The 17,061-nt window shown below is 66.6% G+C and carries 18 protein-coding genes; 7 read left to right on the forward strand and 11 right to left on the reverse strand.

Annotation, left to right across the window (positions count from 1 at the left end; all coding sequences use genetic code 11):
- Positions 1 to 175: 175 nt before the first annotated feature.
- On the reverse strand, positions 176 to 1,369 hold the full coding sequence (locus tag ACMZ91_RS13760; protein WP_049463082.1) for an MFS transporter: 1,194 nt from the start codon (positions 1,367 to 1,369) through the stop codon (positions 176 to 178).
- A gap of 93 nt (positions 1,370 to 1,462) precedes the next feature.
- Between ACMZ91_RS13760 and ACMZ91_RS13765 the strand changes: the two genes are divergently transcribed.
- The gene (locus ACMZ91_RS13765; RefSeq protein WP_049463083.1) at positions 1,463 to 2,392 is read left to right on the forward strand and encodes a LysR family transcriptional regulator; all 930 of its coding nucleotides are present in this window, start codon (positions 1,463 to 1,465) and stop codon (positions 2,390 to 2,392) included.
- Positions 2,393 to 2,481: 89 nt separating this feature from the next.
- Here the strand turns inward: ACMZ91_RS13765 and ACMZ91_RS13770 are convergent, their stop codons facing one another.
- Both ACMZ91_RS13770 and ACMZ91_RS13775 read right to left on the reverse strand, forming a co-directional pair.
- A complete protein-coding gene (locus tag ACMZ91_RS13770; RefSeq protein WP_414578111.1) occupies positions 2,482 to 3,939 on the reverse strand; it encodes an amidohydrolase family protein in 1,458 nt (485 codons plus the stop codon).
- Between the two features lie 52 nt (positions 3,940 to 3,991).
- Positions 3,992 to 4,693, reverse strand: coding sequence for an ankyrin repeat domain-containing protein (locus ACMZ91_RS13775; RefSeq protein ID WP_121503527.1), 702 nt, complete (start codon positions 4,691 to 4,693; stop codon positions 3,992 to 3,994).
- A 122-nt stretch (positions 4,694 to 4,815) separates the two neighbouring features.
- On the opposite strand from ACMZ91_RS13775, the gene ACMZ91_RS13780 reads away from it, so the two are divergent.
- The 3 genes from ACMZ91_RS13780 (at position 4,816) to ACMZ91_RS13790 (ending at position 6,947) form a co-directional block, all read left to right on the forward strand.
- A complete protein-coding gene (locus ACMZ91_RS13780) occupies positions 4,816 to 5,697 on the forward strand; it encodes a LysR substrate-binding domain-containing protein (protein ID WP_071229107.1) in 882 nt (293 codons plus the stop codon).
- A 162-nt stretch (positions 5,698 to 5,859) separates the two neighbouring features.
- Entirely contained in the window at positions 5,860 to 6,333 is a 474-nt protein-coding gene (locus ACMZ91_RS13785; RefSeq protein WP_277778514.1) for a DUF3806 domain-containing protein, read from the forward strand.
- Positions 6,334 to 6,509: 176 nt separating this feature from the next.
- The gene (locus ACMZ91_RS13790; protein ID WP_257472441.1) at positions 6,510 to 6,947 is read left to right on the forward strand and encodes a DUF3806 domain-containing protein; all 438 of its coding nucleotides are present in this window, start codon (positions 6,510 to 6,512) and stop codon (positions 6,945 to 6,947) included.
- A gap of 69 nt (positions 6,948 to 7,016) precedes the next feature.
- On the opposite strand, the gene ACMZ91_RS13795 is transcribed toward ACMZ91_RS13790, so the two are convergent.
- Positions 7,017 to 8,177 (reverse strand): amidohydrolase family protein, encoded by a 1,161-nt coding sequence (locus tag ACMZ91_RS13795; RefSeq protein ID WP_414578114.1) that lies wholly within the window; start codon positions 8,175 to 8,177, stop codon positions 7,017 to 7,019.
- Positions 8,178 to 8,360: 183 nt separating this feature from the next.
- Between ACMZ91_RS13795 and ACMZ91_RS13800 the strand changes: the two genes are divergently transcribed.
- Positions 8,361 to 9,002 carry a hypothetical protein gene (locus tag ACMZ91_RS13800; protein ID WP_049398456.1) on the forward strand — a complete coding sequence of 214 codons (642 nt, stop codon included), beginning with the start codon at positions 8,361 to 8,363 and terminating at the stop codon, positions 9,000 to 9,002.
- 27 nt (positions 9,003 to 9,029) lie between these two features.
- On the opposite strand, the gene ACMZ91_RS13805 is transcribed toward ACMZ91_RS13800, so the two are convergent.
- Both ACMZ91_RS13805 and ACMZ91_RS13810 read right to left on the reverse strand, forming a co-directional pair.
- Entirely contained in the window at positions 9,030 to 9,656 is a 627-nt protein-coding gene (locus tag ACMZ91_RS13805) for a hypothetical protein (protein WP_049398455.1), read from the reverse strand.
- A gap of 110 nt (positions 9,657 to 9,766) precedes the next feature.
- Positions 9,767 to 12,493, reverse strand: coding sequence for a TonB-dependent receptor plug domain-containing protein (locus ACMZ91_RS13810; protein ID WP_414578116.1), 2,727 nt, complete (start codon positions 12,491 to 12,493; stop codon positions 9,767 to 9,769).
- Between the two features lie 219 nt (positions 12,494 to 12,712).
- Between ACMZ91_RS13810 and ACMZ91_RS13815 the strand changes: the two genes are divergently transcribed.
- Complete coding sequence (locus tag ACMZ91_RS13815) at positions 12,713 to 13,312, forward strand: GNAT family N-acetyltransferase (RefSeq protein WP_277778517.1); 600 nt, start codon at positions 12,713 to 12,715, stop codon at positions 13,310 to 13,312.
- Here ACMZ91_RS13815 and ACMZ91_RS13820 read toward each other — a convergent pair.
- Together ACMZ91_RS13820 and ACMZ91_RS13825 are read right to left on the reverse strand one after the other, a co-directional pair.
- Complete coding sequence (locus ACMZ91_RS13820; protein ID WP_049463101.1) at positions 13,309 to 14,085, reverse strand: CDP-diacylglycerol diphosphatase; 777 nt, start codon at positions 14,083 to 14,085, stop codon at positions 13,309 to 13,311. The genes ACMZ91_RS13815 and ACMZ91_RS13820 overlap by 4 nt on opposite strands.
- Positions 14,086 to 14,152: 67 nt before the next feature.
- On the reverse strand, positions 14,153 to 14,809 hold the full coding sequence (locus ACMZ91_RS13825; RefSeq protein WP_049463092.1) for a hypothetical protein: 657 nt from the start codon (positions 14,807 to 14,809) through the stop codon (positions 14,153 to 14,155).
- A gap of 171 nt (positions 14,810 to 14,980) precedes the next feature.
- Here ACMZ91_RS13825 and ACMZ91_RS13830 point away from each other — a divergent pair, with 171 nt between their 5' ends.
- Positions 14,981 to 15,277 carry an I78 family peptidase inhibitor gene (locus tag ACMZ91_RS13830; RefSeq protein WP_006373100.1) on the forward strand — a complete coding sequence of 99 codons (297 nt, stop codon included), beginning with the start codon at positions 14,981 to 14,983 and terminating at the stop codon, positions 15,275 to 15,277.
- A 95-nt stretch (positions 15,278 to 15,372) separates the two neighbouring features.
- On the opposite strand, the gene ACMZ91_RS13835 is transcribed toward ACMZ91_RS13830, so the two are convergent.
- The 3 genes from ACMZ91_RS13835 to ACMZ91_RS13845 all read right to left on the reverse strand — a co-directional run bounded on the left by ACMZ91_RS13835 (position 15,373) and on the right by ACMZ91_RS13845 (position 16,984).
- Positions 15,373 to 16,257 carry a hypothetical protein gene (locus ACMZ91_RS13835; RefSeq protein WP_049463093.1) on the reverse strand — a complete coding sequence of 295 codons (885 nt, stop codon included), beginning with the start codon at positions 16,255 to 16,257 and terminating at the stop codon, positions 15,373 to 15,375.
- 117 nt (positions 16,258 to 16,374) lie between these two features.
- Positions 16,375 to 16,653: an SMI1/KNR4 family protein gene (locus ACMZ91_RS13840; RefSeq protein ID WP_258013837.1), complete on the reverse strand. Its 279-nt coding sequence runs from the start codon at positions 16,651 to 16,653 to the stop codon at positions 16,375 to 16,377.
- Positions 16,571 to 16,984, reverse strand: a complete 414-nt coding sequence (locus tag ACMZ91_RS13845; RefSeq protein ID WP_258013836.1) for an SMI1/KNR4 family protein — start codon at positions 16,982 to 16,984, stop codon at positions 16,571 to 16,573. Before ACMZ91_RS13845 ends, ACMZ91_RS13840 begins: the two co-directional genes overlap by 83 nt.
- Positions 16,985 to 17,061 lie beyond the last annotated feature (77 nt).

Below are 17,061 nucleotides of genomic sequence, written 5' to 3' on the forward strand. Positions count from 1 at the left end.
CTTGGCAGCCGCATCCATGCGGCTGCCAAGCCTACAAGGACGTACTTGCGGCGTCCCCGCACTCCGACACCGCCCCACCACCCCACAGGAAACCCGCCGTTGCTGTTGCTGTTGCTGTTGCTGTTGCTCCAGCTTCCAGCAGGTGCAGGGCTGCAAGCCCTGCCGAACACCATCCTTACCTCAAACGCAGCAGCAGGCTGCCACCCGCGCACACCACCGCCAGCCAGGCCACGCCGTTCCAACCCCACTGCGCCAGCGCCAGGCTGCCCAGCGCACCACCGGCGGCCATGCCGATGAACATGCCCGTGAACAGCAACGCATTGAGCCGGCTGCGTGCCGGCGGCACCAGTCCGTAGACCAACGTCTGGTGCGCCACCAGCGCCGACTGGAAGCCGAAGTCGAACAGCAGCGCGCTCACCACCAGCAGCGGTAGCAGCGCAGCGGCCGGCAGCCACGACTCGGTCAACAGCAGGCCAAAGCCCAGCAGCGCCACCGCGATCGCCAGCCGCGCCACGGCGTGGCAACCCAAGCGATCGGCGAATCGACCCGCAAACGGCGCGGCCAATGCGCCGGCCGCACCGGCAATGCCGAATGCACCCGCTGCGGCACTACCCAGCCCCAACCGTGCATGCAGCATCAGCGCGAGGGTTGACCAGAACGCGCTGAAGCCCACCGCCAGCAGCGACTGGCTGGCCACCGCACGGCGCAGCTGTGGCTGCTCCCGCCACAACGCCAGCAACGAACCCAACAACGCCGGATAGCGCAGTGTGCTGGTCGGTGCGAAGCGCGGCAGCGCACGCGCCATCACCGCGCCCATCGACGCCACTGATACCGCGGCCAGCACGAACTGCGTGCGCCAACCCCACGCTTCGGCCACTACGCCACTGACCACCCGTGACAACAGGATGCCGAGCAGCAGGCCGGTCATCACCCGGCCGACGATCTGGCCGCGCTGCACATCCGGCGCCAGCACCGCTGCAGCCGGCACGATGTCCTGCGCCAGCGTGGCCATCAGCCCGACCAGCAGGCTGGCCATCAGCAGGCCCGGCAGGTGCCCGGCCATCGCTGCGGCGCCCAGTGCCAGCGCCAGCAATGCGGACTTCAGCAGAATGAGGTTGCGGCGGTCGAAGCGGTCGCCCAGCGGTGCCAGCAGCAGGATACCCAGCGCATAGCCGAGCTGGGTCAGGGTCGGCACCAGGCCGGCGGCGCGCTCACCTGCGCCGAGGCCCTGGGCGATCAGGCCCAGCATCGGCTGGCTGTAGTACAGCGAGGCGACCGAGAAGCCGGCGCCGGCCGCCATCGCCAGCACCAACGGGGTGGAAGGCGCGGTCGTTGGTGCCGCAGCGACGGACAGCGAGGGGGTAGACATGGGAGAGTCCGGTGGGGGAAGTGGGCGTATCCTGCCGGTATTCGCGAGGCGTCTGTAGTAGGCTTCCGCACATACACTTCATACGTAAAGCGCATGAATGACCTCGCCACCGGCGCCGATCGTCTGGATCTGCTTCGCACCTTCCTGCGCATCGTCGATGCCGGCAGCCTGTCTGCTGCGGCCGTGCAGCTGGGCACCACCCAGCCGACGGTCAGCCGCCGCCTTCAGGCCCTGGAGCGGCAGTTAGGCCTGCGCCTTCTGCAGCGCTCCACCCACGGCCTGCAGCTGACCGAGGATGGCCTGCGCTGCCAGCGCCATGCGCAACGCGTGGTCGACGAATGGGAGTCGCTACAGGCCGAACTGCACGGCGAACCGGAAACGCTGCGTGGACGCCTGCGGGTGATGGTGCCGCACGCGTTCGGCCAGGCGCAGCTGCTGCCGACCATGCTCGCGTTCCTTGCCCAGCACCCGCAGCTGAGCCTTGAGTGGATCCTTGAAGATCGTCGCCCGGATTTCATCGCAGAAGGCATCGACTGCGCGGTGCGGGTGGGTCCGGTCGACGAACCGCGCATGGTCGCACTGCCGCTCGCCGAAGTGCCGCGCATCGTCGTGGCAGCGCCCTCGTTGGTGGACGCCACAGCAGTCAGTACGCCGGAACAGGCGCAGACACTGCCGTGGATCTCGCTGGTCACCTACTACCGCGAACGCCTGCTGCTGCATGACGCACAGGGCCGCGCGCATACGCTGTCGATCAGCCCGCGCCTGCTCAGCGACAACCTGTTCGTGGTGCAGCAGGCCGCATGTGCGGGGCTGGGCGCAGCGGTGGTCTCGGCCTGGCTGGTGGCCGACGATCTCGCACAAGGGCGGCTGGTGCAGCTGCTGCCGGACTGGCAGGCGCCGGCACTGCCGGTACACGTGGTGTTTCCCGCCGCGCGCCAGCAGCCGCCGCGGCTGCGCGCCTTCATCGATGCGATGAAGGCCGCGCTGCCGCAATTGCATGGAATGCGGCCGGCGCCGCGTTAGGTCATCGGCCGCATCATCCACGCATGGCGTGGATCTACTGATGGTACGGGTAGATCCACGCCATGCGTGGATTCTGCCCCGCCCCGCAATCAGTTGGCCTTGGCCGCCTCGGCATTCCACGCTGCGACCCTGGCCTTGGTGTCGGCCAGCATCTTGTCCAGCGCGGCGCGGTCATACACGTTGCCGCGCAGGATCACGCTGTCGATCTTTTCGGTGGCAGCAATGTCCTGCAGCGGGTTGGCGGTCAGCAGCACCAGATCGGCGGCCTTGCCCTGCGCGACACCCCCGTAACGGTCCATCTGGCCGAACCAGGCCGGGCCGGAACGGGTTGCGGCCGACAGCGCCTGCGGTGCGCTCAAGCCTTCCTTCACGAACAACTGCAGTTCCTGATGCAGGGCGATGCCCGGGAAGTTGAACGAGTTGAGGAAGCCCGCATCGGTGCCCGCAATGATCGTCACACCGGCTTCCTGCAGCATCGGCAGCACCGCCGCGACCTGGTGGTACTGCGCGTGACGCGCTTCGATCTGTGCCGGCGTGGCCTTCGCCGCGCGGTCCACGCGCCACTGGTAGGTCTCGCGCAGGCCAGGGCCGATGTAGGCCAGGTACGGATCGTTGGCGTGGTCATCCTGGTCAAGGAAATCGAGGATGCGGCCACCGTTGAGGGTCGGGGTCACGAACACGCCGCGCTTGGCGAAATCGCGGTAGGCGTGCATCGCCGTGTCACGATCGAAGCTGGCGTCGAGGCGGCGGTTGGCTTCGGCGCGGTCGATGCGACCGGCACCGAAGTCGGCGGCGATCTGCGCTTCGTCCTTGCTGCCGGCCTTGAATGCGTAGTCCAGATGCTCGATCGAGGCCAGGCCCGCATCGACCGCCTGCTCCACGGTCAGTGCCATCGGAATATGCCCCGAGGCCTTGAAGCCGGCCTTGCGCGCAGCACTGGCCGAGTACAGGAACAGCTCCGGCTTCAGCGTGCTGTCGGTGATCTTCACGAAATCAACCTTGTCGTGCTGCAGGCGGGCGATCGCCTTGTCGGCGTCGGCCTCGCTGCCCACTTCGATCGTACCCTTCCAGACCGGCTTGATGCCTTCGATCTTCGCGCCCGAACTGAGCAGGCGCGGACCAAACAGCGTGCCCTTGGCGATCTCGCCGCGCCACTGCAGCACCTGCTCGGGCAGGTCACCGGAACAGTCGCGCACGGTGGTGATGCCGTGCGCGATATATAGCGGCAGCAGCGCCTTGTTCTCTTCGATCAGCGCCGGGCCACCACCGAAGTGCACGTGCATGTCCCACAGCCCCGGAATCAGGTACTTGCCCTTGGCATCGATCTGGCGGGCCACGCTCCATTGGCTGCGCAGCTGCGCGTCCGGGCCGACGGCCACGATATCCTCGCCACGGATCACCACGCTCTGTCCGGCCAGGGTGCTGGCGTGCTCGACATCGACCACGGTGGCATTGCGGATCAGCAGGTCGGCGCGCTCGGCAGCAGACGCCGACAGCGGGGCCACTGCAAGGAGGATGGCAAGGGACAACGGACGGGAACGGAACATGGACAGCATCCTGATGGGCACGACCAGCGTGCGGGGTGGAAGGGAACAGTCTTCAGCGCACCGCGCCGTGCTGGCGCAGCAGGGTTTCAATTCCGGTATAGCCGCGCTGGCGCGCGTGCGCCAGCGGCGTCACACCGTCGCCGTCGGCCAGCTCGGGGTCGGCGCCGGCCTCCAGCAGCAGCTGCACGATCTGCACGTGGCGCGCGCCGCCGTCACCGAGCAGGATCGCTTCCAGCAGCGCGGTCCAGTGCAGGCGGTTGACATGGTCTACAGCGACGCCGGCACGCAGCAGCGTGCGCACGGTGGCGACGTGGCCGCGCTCGGCGGCGGGAATCAAGGCGGTGCCGCCGTAGCGGTTGGTGCTGCGCAGGTCGGCGCCATGCGCCAGGGTCATCGCCAGGATCTCGTCCAGTCCACGCGCGCCGGCGTACAGGTAGGCGCTGTCCTGCATGGCGTCCTTGGCATTGACGTCGGCGCCGGCTTCGATCAGTTCACGCGCGGCGTCTACATTGTTGCCATGCGTGGCCAGCAGCAGCGCGGTACGGCCCTGGCCATCACGCGCCTCCAGCGTGGCGCCATCCTCGATCGCCTGTCGCACCGCATCGGCATCGCCGCGGCTGGCAGCATCGCGCAGGCGGCCATCGACGTCGGCTTTGGACGTTGCGGTGCAGGCCGGGGAGACCATGGCCAGCAGGAACAACAGCAGCACGCGCGCGAACGGCGCAGGCCAGCCAGGGGAACGATGGACGCGCATGACGGTGTCTCCTCATGACCGTCGCCACGGAACGCCGTGCGACGGTAGCAACAGCCGGGCATTGCCGGCCCCTGCCCTGCATGGTAGAAGTCGGCATTGGTATCCAGAAGTGAAATGTTCAAATGCAAGACAGTGCCAAATCGAATAGAACCCTGTTCGAACTGGACCTGCTGCGGGCGCTGGTGATGGTGGCCGACTGCGGCAGCTTCACCACTGCGGCCACGCGCCTGCATTCGACCCAGTCCACGGTCAGTCAGAAGGTGCGCCGGCTGGAGGAACTGGCCGGGCATCGCCTGCTCGAACGCGGCCACCGCGACGTACACCCCACCGATGCCGGCCACACCCTGCTCGGCTACGCGCGGCGCATGCTCGACCTGAACGAGGAAATGGCACAGGCGCTGGCCGGCGCCACCGTGGAAACCGCGGTGCGCATCGGTGTGCCCGAGGACTTCGTCAACGCGCAGACCACACGCATGCTGGCCGCTTTCAGCCGTCGCCACCCGCAGGTGAAGCTGGAGATCAGCAGCGGCCTCAGCCGTGACCTCGCGCAGGGCTTCGACCACGGCGAGCTGGACCTGGTGCTGGTCAAGCAACGCCGCAACAGCCGCCAGGCGGTGCATTGCCGGCGCGAGCCGATGCACTGGATCGACAGCCTGCGCAGCAGCTGCCTGCAGCTGGACCCGCTGCCGCTGGTCACCTTCCCGCCACGCGGGCTGTACCGCGACGAGATGATCCACGCCGTGGAAGCGCTGGGCCTGCGCTGGCGCATCGCCTTCACCAGTTCGTCGCTGAGTGGCATCCAGGGTGCGGTGGCCGATGGCATCGGCATCAGCCTGCTGCCGCGCCGCGCGGTCACCCGCGAACACCGCATCATCGATGGCGAGCGCGAGCTGCCGGTGATCGACAATTACGAGATCGGCCTGCTGCATCGCTCCGATGCCGATGATGCCGTGCGAGCGCTGGCCAGCGAACTGTGGCGGCAGGTGCAGCGCGAACCGGATTGACCACGGTAGATCCACGCCATGCGTGGATGGAAACGAGCATCCGGCATCGAAAAGGGCACTGGTGCGCCAGCAAATACATGCTTGTCGCAAACGGCCCACTGATGGCGTACCCAAAGTCTGGGCGATAGGGTGGTGAACGCCCTTCTCCGGATTACCCCGCCTATGACCAGCACGTACCAGGTTACTTTGACCCCTGCTCCGAAGGACGAAGCCGACATGCGGTTCGATCCGCTGCCACCTGCACTCATCGCGCACATGCAGCAGCAGCGTGCACAGGTTGCTGCCCTCGTCGCATCTGCGTTCCCCACCGTTCCTGTTCAATGGCCGCTGCTGCCGAGCACGCTGCAACGCGTAGTCGATGCAGAACTGATCGATCGCGATGATTGTGACGGTTGGGAAGCACTAGGGGTCGCATTCGGTGACTGTCTAGCACAGCGTGTACCGGAACTTGCCTGGGCCCAGGTAACCGATGCCTGGGGCGTCGATGCGGTTCTCCGCTATGGCGACGCCAATATCATGGTCAGCGCCGGCACCCTGTTGATCAAACGCGTCGAAGAAGGCAAGACCATCGAGATCAACCATCTGCTTGAAGCTCTGGAGGAGTTCGTCATCCAGCAAGCGCGCAAGTCCGGCTGAGCCCATGAGAGAACGATTGAATCGCGCAGAATGACGTATTCGCACATTGATGCTGCGCATGCGGAAGCAATCACAGTTCGCGCACTGATCATCGATATCTGATCAGACCTGCCGCACCAAGGCACTACATCGCAGGCTACAGTCGCCCTAGTTTCCGTGCCCCACGGCGCCTCGCCATGTCCGATGAAATCCCCACCCGCTTCGATCCCCTGCCCGCTGCACTGCAGACGCATCTGCAGCACCAGCGCTTGCTGATCGCTGCGCGCGTGGCCGCCGGCTTTCCGACGTTGCCGGTGCAGTGGCCGCTGGCGGCCACCACGCTGCAGCGCGTGGTCGATGCCGAGCTGATCGACCGCGACGACTGCGATGGCTGGGAAGCACTGGGCGTGGCGTTCGGTGACACCCTGGCCCAGCGCGTGCCGGGCCTGGCCTGGATGCAGGTGACCGATGCCTGGGGCATCGACGCGGTGCTGCGCTATGCCGACAGCAGCCTGCAGATCGGCGCCAGCACGCTGCTGCTCAAGCGCGTCGAGCAGGGCGAGATCATCGACATCGCCCATCTGCTGGCGTGGCTTGAGGAATTTGTCGCCACCCGCGCCGACGATTACGCCTGATTGGTAGATCCACGCCATGCGTGGATGATTGAGACCACGCGATGGTGCCATCCACGCCATGACGTGGATCTACAGCCAACGGCCATCAACTACCACGCGGCGCTCCACCGGCACCCCGGCCACAGCGGCCGGGCCGTGGTCGGCACGCACCGCCACGAAAGTGGCCGGATGCCCTTCCACAAGACCGTACTGCGGCAGCCCGATCACCTGCGCGGCATGGGTGGTCACCATGTCCAGCGCCAGCATCAGGTCGGCATCGGTATGGAAGCCGGAGCGGTAGCCCAGCAGCATCGCCCGCTGCAACAGATCGCCGTTGCCATACGGCCACCAGCAGTCACGGATGTTGTCGTTGCCCGCGAACACGCGCACACCGGCATCATGCAGCGCGCGCAGCGGCGGGAATGGATGATCGCCCGGCGCGTTGCTCATGATCGCCACACCCGCCGTCGCCAGCGCCTCGCCCACCTGCAGCGCGCGTGCCAGCGGCACCTCGCCCAGCGAATAAGCATGACTGACCGCCACCCTTCCCTGCAGGCCGGCGGCCCGCGTCCGCGCTGCGATGCGCAGCAGCTGGGCCAGGCCGGTTTCGCCGGGCTCGTGCAGATGGATGTCCAGCTGCACGCCGTAACGCTCGGCCAGGCCGAACAGCAGCGCCAGCTGGCCTTCGGCATCACCATCGAGCGTGGTCGGGTCGATGCCGCCGAGCACCTCCACGCCCGCGGCAAGCGCCTGCTCCAGTACGGCGGCGGTGCCGGGACAGGACATCACCCCGGCCTGCGGAAACGCCACCAGCTGGATGCGCATGATGCCGGCGCAGCGCAGCGCGGCCTCGCGCACCGCTTCCAGGTGGCCCAGGCCGGTGCTGCCATCGATATCAACATGACAGCGCATCGCCACTGTGCCGAAGCCGCTGCACTGGCGAATCAGCGCCTCGGCGCGATCGACCATCGGCGCCGCAGCCGCCACTGCCGCCTTTTCCACCGCCAGCCGCTCACGCAGGCTGTTCACTGGCTGATGCGGGTGCCAACGGTCACCGACGAAGCTCTTGTCGAGGTGAATGTGGCCGTCGACCAGCCCGGGCAGCACCGAGAAGCCCTTCAGATCGACGCATTCCGCCCCATCGTCGGGCGTGGCATGGCCGTTGAGCCCGCTGATGCGGCCATCACGGATGTGGAAATGCAGTTGCGCGCCGTCGCGGTCGACACCGCCGTGGATGAACTGGAGGGTCATCGGGAACTCCCGAAATGCCAAGAATGGCGCCATCGTGCGCCTCGCCGCAGCCATCGGCCAACGAAATATCTGGATGGCACGCATTCACCAGAACGATGATTCCCCCTGCGACAACCGGTCGCAGCCACGCCGTGCACACCCCTGAACGGGTAACATGGGCGCCTGTTTCCGCTGTGATGCCACATGGGCCCGTCCGACCGCCACGATCGTCTCCGCCGCTGGCAGGCCGCGTCCCTGCTTGCCGCCGCTCCGATCGCCAGCCTGTCCGCCACTGATGCTGCGGCCGCTGCGCCGCTGCAGTCGCCGCCGGGCCAGCAGCGGATCGCCCCGGCTGCGCTGGTCGAGCGCCTGCACCAGCGCGTGCTGTCCGGGCAGAGCGCCACCGCCACGCTGGAACACTGGTGCGCCGAGCACGGCCTGGCCGAACAGGCGCGGGTGCGCGCCGTGCGCATACACGGCCAGGACAAGCCTGCCCCCGCCGACGTGCTGCAGGCGCTGGGCGTGAAGCCGGGTACCGACCTGCGCTATCGCCGCGTGCAGCTGGTCTGCGGCAGCCGCGTGCTGTCCGAGGCCGACAACTGGTACCTGCCTGGTCACCTCAGCCCGGCCATGAACCAGGTGCTGGACAGCACCGACGAACCGTTCGGTCGCGTGGTCGGCCCGCTCGGCTTCCAGCGCCAGACCCTGGCTGACCAGACGTTCTGGCCGCCGCGGGGCGAAGGCGATCACGGCGTGATCCTGGAAGTGCGTGCCCTGCTGCGCGACCGCCAGCAGCAGCCTTTCAGCTACGTCATCGAGTCGTACCTGCAGCAGGCGCTTCCGTAACGCGCCGCGGCGCCGGGCATCCGCCGGCTACGGGCCAGTGATGGCGTTGGCTGCAGGATCCACCGAGAACACGAAGCGCCCACCACGCTGGTCCCTGCCCCATGTCATCGGCGCCGTGGTCAGACTGTAGACCGGGGCCGCCTTGTCCGTGCCGATCGCCTCGGACCAGGCACTGAAATCCTCATCGGTACGGCTTCGGATCTCGCCAACACACAGGCTGTAGCCACAGGCGAAAGACACCAGCGTGCCGTCGCTGCCGATGAGCCGGGTCGCGGCCGTCCTGTAGAGCCGGGTCAGGTCCTGCACTTCCGGGTGGCCAGCCGCATCGCGCTCGAACTGGCTGATCGCCTGCGCGAAAGCCTTGTCGGAACCCAGCAGCGCCTCGCTCTTCTGCACGGACACCGCACCCTCGCTCAGCAGCATGCGCTCGCCCTCGAGGAAGTGCCCCTCCGGTTGCGCGAGCCCAGCGGCAGCCGTCGTGGCACTCGATGCCGTTGCCGCGCGCGATGGCCCAGCGTGCTCCGCTGGCTGCGCGTGAGACTGCGCAGGCGCGGCATTGGCCACCTCCGCGGCATCCTCCACGCTGGCCGCCTGCCTGCCACTGCAACCTGCAATGGCCACCACTGCAATCACACTCCACACCCTGACATCCATGCGCATCCTCCTCCGGGTAGCGCCACAGCATGCCACGCGCGCAGCGGCAACACGGGTGCACTGCACAAAGAAAAGCCCAGCAATGCTGGGCCTTTCGTTCGCCTGCGGGATCAGCGGAACCGGTAGTCCAGCTGCACCCAGTACTGGCGGCCATACGGGTCGTAGTTGCCGACCGGGTAGAACGGCCAGCCGCCACCGTTCTTGTCCGCCGGCGGGCGGCTGTCACGCAGGTTGTTGACGATCACACCCACCGACAGGTTCTCGCCGAACTGGCGGAACACGCTGGCGTTGTACGTCATGTACGGCGCGATGCGGCCACTGCCATCGGTCTTCGGCAGCGAGCCGAAGCGGTTGCCGTACAGCGTGGTGGTCCAGTCACCCTGGTTCCAGGTGATGCTGCCGTTGGCCTTGCTGCGCCACTGGTAGTCATCCAGCGAATTGCGGATGTCACGCTCCGGATCATCGGAGAACTGTCGGTATTTGTGCTCCAGCACCACGGTGTAGGCCAGGCGCGTGGTGAAGCGGCCATAGCTGCCGGCATCGAAACGCCAGTTGCCCTTCAGGTCCAGGCCGCGAACCGATTCGGAGGCCGCGTTGATCGGATTGATCAGCACACGGGTCACCTGGTCCGGCTGCACCGTGGCATTGGACGGATTGCGGATCACCCGCGACAGCGCGTCCTGGCACAGCGGCGAACCGATATCGCGCGCTTCGCCGCCCAGCGTCCGGCCCAGGCGGCAATCGGCCTCATCACGCAGGATGCGGCTGGTATCGAGGCTGGTCACTTCGTTGTCGATGCGGATGTCGTAGTAGTCAGCGCTGAAATCCAGGCCGGACAGCGGCGACCAGACCACGCCGAAACCATACGACTTGGCCGATTCCGGCTGCAGCTGCGCATTGGCGCGGTTGCTGTAATCAATCGACAGGCCGTTGTAGTCGCAGTTGTCGTACGACTGGCCCGCAGTGCGGCAGCGCCAGTAATCGGTCATGCCCGGGTTGTAGCCGCGGGTTTCGGTGGCAAACACGTAGTTCATGTCCGGCGCACGGAAGCTGGTCGCCGCCGTACCACGGATCAGCAGGCTCTCGATCGGACGGAACTCGACGCCGAAACTCCAGGTGGCCTTGCCGATGTGCTCGCCACCGGCACGGTACTGGTCATAACGACCGGCCAGGGTGGTGGTCAGCGACTGCAGCAGCGGCAATTGCAGCTCCACACCTGCAGCGTAGCGGTCACGCTCGCCACCGGCGCCGACGCCTGCACTGGTGTTCCAGAACTCGCCGCTGCCCAGGCGCGGGTCCGGTCGGTTGCGATAGCCCTGGCTGCCGGCCTCGACCACCGCTGCCAACGCCGCATCGCCCCCAGGCAGCGCGAACAGGCGGCCGTTGACGCTGGCGCTGAAGGTCTGCAGCCATGCCGCGTTACGGCTTTCCTGGTAGTCGGACAGCGCCTCGTATTCGTTCGGGGTCAACGGCTGGAACAGGCGCGCCGGATCCGGCGCATAGACCTCAACGCCGTTGCGCACACCCAGCTTCGGGCCGAGCAGGTATTCGTTGATGCCGGCCAGCAGCACCGGGCGGCGGGTGCGGTTCTCGTATCGCGAGCGGCTGTAGACCGCCTCATAGTCCCAGCCGCTGTCGCCGATCTGGCCACGTGCACCGACGTTGAACGACCACGAGTTTTCCAGGAAGCGGTTGGCATTGCGCGGCAGCCCGCCGATTTCCTCCGGCGCGAAGCGGCGGTACCAGCTTTCCAGGTTGCCGGTGGTCTGGTTGTAGAAGTAGTTGCGGGCCGAGGTCCAGGTCGGCGCACGCGTGTTGTTGTAGATCCGCGCGCTGCCCACGGCGACATCGGCAAACAGGTCAGTGGTCTCGTTGACGTGGAAGGTCAGCAGGCCATAGCCATTGAGGTTGCGCTTCTGGGTCTGCACGGTCCAGTAGCTGGCGGCGGCCTCGTTGCTGCCGCAGTACCAGCCCTGGCGAGGGTTGAAGGCGCGGAACACGCTGCCGCCATAGATGTCAGACGCTCCGTCGCAGCCACTGACGCCCGGATCGATGTTGCGGCCGGTGGCGGCATTGCGGCGATAGGCGATCGCGGTCGCCTGCGGCGCCTTGCCGGCCGGATCATCATCCAGCGAATCCATGAAATCGCGCTGGCGTGCGTGGATCGCCTTGCGCACATCGAACTCGAAGCCGAACAGCGCATCCCAACGCTCGCCGGAACTACCACCGACCACCTGCGCGCGCTGGTTGTCGCCGCCGCCCTGCTGGGTGCCACCGGCGCGCACGTTCACATCCACGCCCTCAAAGCGGTCCTTGAGGATGATGTTGACCACGCCGGCGATCGCATCGGAGCCGTATACCGCCGACGCACCTGCCGCCAGGACCTCGATGCGCTCGATCAGCGCACTGGGAATGTTGGCCAGGTTGACCACGTTCACCGACCCTTCGTAGGCCAGCGGGTAGTCGGCCTGGCGGCGGCCGTTGACCAGCACCAGCGTGCGGTTCGGGCCCAGCCCGCGCAGGTTGATGGTGTTGGCGGCCGGGGTGAAGGTGTTGCCGAAGTCCTCGCCCTGTACGTTGCCGGTGTTCTCGGTCAGCGCGCTCAGTGCGTCGAAGGCATTGCGGTAGCCCTGCGCATCGATCTGCTCGCGGCTGATCACCGTCACCGGCGACGGGCCCTCGACACTGGCGCGTGGAATGCGCGAGCCGGTGACCTTCACTTCCTGCAATGTGGTGGGTGCGCTTTCCTGCGCGAAGGCCGGCATCGAGACCAGCATCAGGGACGACAGTGCGAGCACCAGCGGACGCGGGCGCAGCGCCTTGTGGGAGGCGGACATGGGCTTCCTGGGGAGTTGGGCGGGTGGTGGTACGGGGGCAGCGGCCTGTACGGCGCATAACGATCCCGTAACGAAAGTGTCCTGAATGGGGGGTTTCAACGGAAATGACCAGGCCTGATGGCCTTATGCCTGAACCGAATCAGACCCGCAGTGCCATCCACCACACTTTTGCAATGTTTTGAATGGTGCAGGGCTGCAGGCACGGCCATCGTGCCGGGGATGATGACCCCGTACCCCACCTCCCTCCTTCCCCCATTGCGCCCGGTGCTGCGCCGTCACCTGCTGCAGCTGCAGGCCGCACCGGTCACCCTGCGCCCTTTCCAGCGTGCCGACCTGCCGCGCTGGCGCCTGTTCGATGACCGCCGCCGGCGCGGCCGCCGCGATCCGTCCGTCATCGATGAGGAAGCGCGCTTCCTCGCCCACATGCATCGCTCACGCCTGGAACAGGACAACGACCAGCTGCTGCTGGGGGTGTTCGATGACGAGCACGGCAACGTACTGGACCAGCTGCACGTACGGCTGCAATCACTACACGCGCGCAGCGCCGAACTGCTGTCGCTGCAGCATTGGCACCCGCATTCCGATGCCGCGCTGCGTGCACTGTGCCCGTTCCTGTTCGAGGACGTCGGCCTGCATCGCCTGTTCGTGATGCTGCCACCGGACTGCAGTGATCCGTTCGCCACCGCGCTGCGGGCCTTCGGCTTCGAGCAGGAAGGCCTGCTGCGCGACCATCATCTGGATCTGGATGGCTGGCAGGATCGCCAGCTGCTGGCGCTGACCGCACCCATGTGGCGGAGCAAGCACAGGATGCTGGACTAGCGCACCCGCTCCAGCGCGTTGCCGGCACCGGTCAGCACCGAGCAGGCGTGGTCCTGCAGCTCTTCGGCGCTGGCCTCGTTGCCGGTGCCCGCGTCCACACGGGTGGCCAGCAGGATGAAGCCCGGGCCGCCCTGCACGGCGTCCCGGCCCGCCACAACCAGGCTCCACTGGCCGACGTCGTCCACGCCTGCGAGGTCGTAGGCCAGCAGATTGAGCGGATTGGCGGTCAGTTCTGCGCCCGGCAGCAGGCGTGCCTGGTACTGATGGCCGCGCAGCAGCACCGGCAGCGGTGTCCACTGGCTGCCCAGAGCGGCAGCATGCGTGTCCAGCGCCTGCAGCACGTCGGCACGCAGGCAATCCACGTGAATATGCAGCTGGTGCTGCGAGCGGCCATGCGGTGAATTCAGCGCCAGGCTGGCGACGTTGCGCGGCAGCGGTTGGCCCAGCGCCCGTTCGGTGTGGGTGCGGGCCAGCCAGGCCGCGCCGAAGTAGTTGGGTGCACCACGCTGGTACAGGCTGCGGCTCTCGATGCCGCTGACCTTGTCCAGCGGCATCAGCAGGAACTGGTAGTCGCCGTGCGCGTCCTTGACCAGCACATCGCGGCGGTCTGCTGCCGTCTCCACCCGCAGGCAATCGCCACGCGGGCCTTCGGCGCCCTGGCAGTCACGTTCAATCAATCGCCACAATGCATCGGAATGGGCCGGCGGCGGAGGCGCGCTGGCACAGGCAGACAACAGCAGCAGGGACGACAGCAGGAAGGGGCGCAAGGACACGGCACGACTCACGGAGCAGGCACGGCAGACAGCGCCGCGCTGCATTCTAGCCAGTGCAACGCTGCAATCAGTAGGTGCCGAACGGCACTTCAACCACGATCGGGGCGGCACCCTCGCCGGCCTGCAGGCTGTAGCGGTCCAGCGCGCCATCGTCATCGGCGTGCGGCTGGCGCTGGAAATGCAGCGGGTAGCGGCTGTCCCCCAGGCGCACGGCACTGCCGTCGGCCTCCAGCGCGGCACCTTCCGGAATCAGCAGACCGCCCAGGTCGCTGTAGGCGCCAGGTACATCGGCGAAGCTGTAGTCGGCCAGCTCGTCCACCCGCTGCATCGCATAGACGTGCGGCACATAGGGTCGTGCAGGGCTACGGCCATTGCTCAGGTCCGTCACCCAGGCCTGCGGCAGGTGGTACTCCCCGCGCAGCGCAGCGACGCCCAGCGAGGGGCTGGCCACCTGCAGGCAGCACACCGCCCGCTTGCCCTCGCGGTCGAGGATGGCGAAACGGTCGCCGCGGGTGGCCGCCTGCGGCAGCATGGCGAAGGCCAGGTTACGCTGCGCCGGCGCGTAGCCGGATTCGGTCTGCAGGTTGCGCCAGGCGCCGAATACCGGGGATTGGACCTGCTCGGGTTCCGGATCGGCAGCGGAGGCGGCAAACGCCACGCCCAGCAACGACAACATCAGGGCCGTCATTGTCTTGTCCTTGCCGCGGAAACTGCCTGCCGTCATACCGTATCCAACACCTGCGCCGGAAAGGCCCGGCCTGCCCGCTGGCGTACTGCCAGCTATTCCTCCCACTATGCAATGACCACGCTGTGCCGGCAATGACCGGGGCGCTGACGCCTTTCGCACGCTCGGTGCTATCGTTCCCGCCATCGTCCCCTGCGCAGGAGCGCTCACATGTCTGCATTCCGTCTGTCCCTGTTGCTGCCGGCCTCCGCCCTGCTGCTGTCGGCCTGCGTCAGCACCCCTGGCCCGGAAGTCAAAGGCAGTGGCCGCTGCGACGCCAGCCAGCTGGGCTGGGCGATCGGCCAGCCGGCCAACGAGCCCAACATCCGCCGCCTGTCCCGCGAGAGCGGTGCCGGCCTGGTCAACCCGATCGGCCCCAGCACCATCACCACCAAGGACATCCGCCCGGACCGCCTGCGCGTGTTCGTGGACAAGGACAACATCATCACGTCCACCCGCTGCGAGTAAGCGCGGCAGCAGGCTTTTGTAGAGTCGAGCCATGCTCGACTGGTTTTCGGATGGGTCGCGCAGAAAACCAGTCGAGCATGGCTCGACTCTACATTTCAGGGTTCGGTATACCCCGCGCAATCCGGCAGCGCCTGGTCGGGGTGGAATACCCCATCGCTGAAGCGGAACAGCCGCGTGTAGGTGCACGCCGGGTCCTGCTCGGTGCGCAGATCCTGCTTCTTCAACGGCCCCTTGGCCAGCGAATCCTCGAAGCGCGAAACACCGGCCGGGAACCGGGTCGCCACGGTCTGGTAGCGCAGCACCGGCATGCCCTCGGCGACCGTATCCAGCGCCAGCTTCGCCGAGAAGCCGTATTCGTCATGGCAGGCACCTGCGCGCTGCTTGATGTCCTGTTCGCTGAAACAGGCGCGGATCATCGCATTGCCCAGCCATGGCACGGTCAACACGTCGTCGTCCACCTGGATGTCGTCCTGCAGGTGGCGCACGCGTGCCAGTTGCAGCGTGGACGCGTCGGCACCTCCACCGGAGTACATGGCGCTGAACGTGACGATGCCACCCACCAGCACATTCTGGCGGGCGCGCTGCTGCGGGTCGGTCACCGGTTCATCGCTGCCCACGCCAGGTGCCAGCCGCACGATCCACGGCCACAGCGACAGCTCGCTTTCCTGCGGCACGTCGATGCTGACGTGGTAGGTGTGTGGCGTGCCCTGGCCCGGTTCCTTCTCAAGTACTTCCAGCACGGTCGGCCGATCACTATCTTTGGCAACCGGCTGCACGCGCACGCACCAGTTGCCGTCCCGCGTGCAGTCATAGAGCCCCGCCGGCCCCGTCTCATGGGCGATCAGCACCTGCCCCAATGGCTCCATCACGTTGCCCGCAGCGTCACGCTGCTGCGGCAGGATCGAGCCCTGCGCCAGCGCCAGCATCGGGGTGGCCAGCAGTGCAACGCACACGGTCGTGCGGGCAAGGACGGGGGGCATGGATGAGATTCCTGCTCGTGGAATCAAGATGGTAGCGCAGGAATAACGGAACGATCGCGACCAGCCCGGTCAACCGGAACCCAAGCGGCGCACTACCTGTCAGAACGGCGCTCCCAACTACGCCCCTCCAGCAGTACGGAGAATGGCCGGGGGAGCGAAGCCGTCATAAGTTGACGACTCGAGATTCTCACCATCCCAGCTTGCCTGAGTGATCCACTCCACAGCCTTCTCAGCGAAGTCAGCGAAAGTGGGAGCAAGAAGGTACTTGGTGTCTTCATCCGCACCAAAGGCAATCATCTGTCCTTCAGCACCGTCAATGTCGGGGTCGAAATCCAATCCCATGTGATTGCCGCCACCATCGTGAGTCAGCGGTATCCAACGCGCATTGGTATACATCGGCTTCACCCCCCCCCGCAGGACTGGACTTCATGAACTCCGCGCAGTCCTCGTTCATGCCGTCGGCCTCGATCTCACGCCAACCCTGCCACTGCCGTCTGACCTCCATGGACGAGAGCATCTGAGTGCCGAACAGAAGCCCGGCCCCATCCTGCCCGTCGTGAATCATCAGCAGCTGCCTGAGCAGATCTGGCAAAGCGACTCCAAGCTGAGCTTCCAGTTCAACCAACTCGCTTTCGGAAGCTCCCGGCCGCAACTGCACTTCATCCAGACAATTCTTCTCGTGAAGCGACGCTTTGATGGACGCCCATATCTGATCCGCACTCTGCATTGGTTCTGTATCCGTTTCAGCCAAGACCTCAGCCTAGTGCGAACCCGATCAGTGATGAATGCAAGAGATCCGAATTT

Origin of the sequence: Stenotrophomonas sp. FR024 (assembly GCF_047500745.2) — a bacterium.
Taxonomy (GTDB): Bacteria; Pseudomonadota; Gammaproteobacteria; order Xanthomonadales; family Xanthomonadaceae; genus Stenotrophomonas; species Stenotrophomonas maltophilia_A.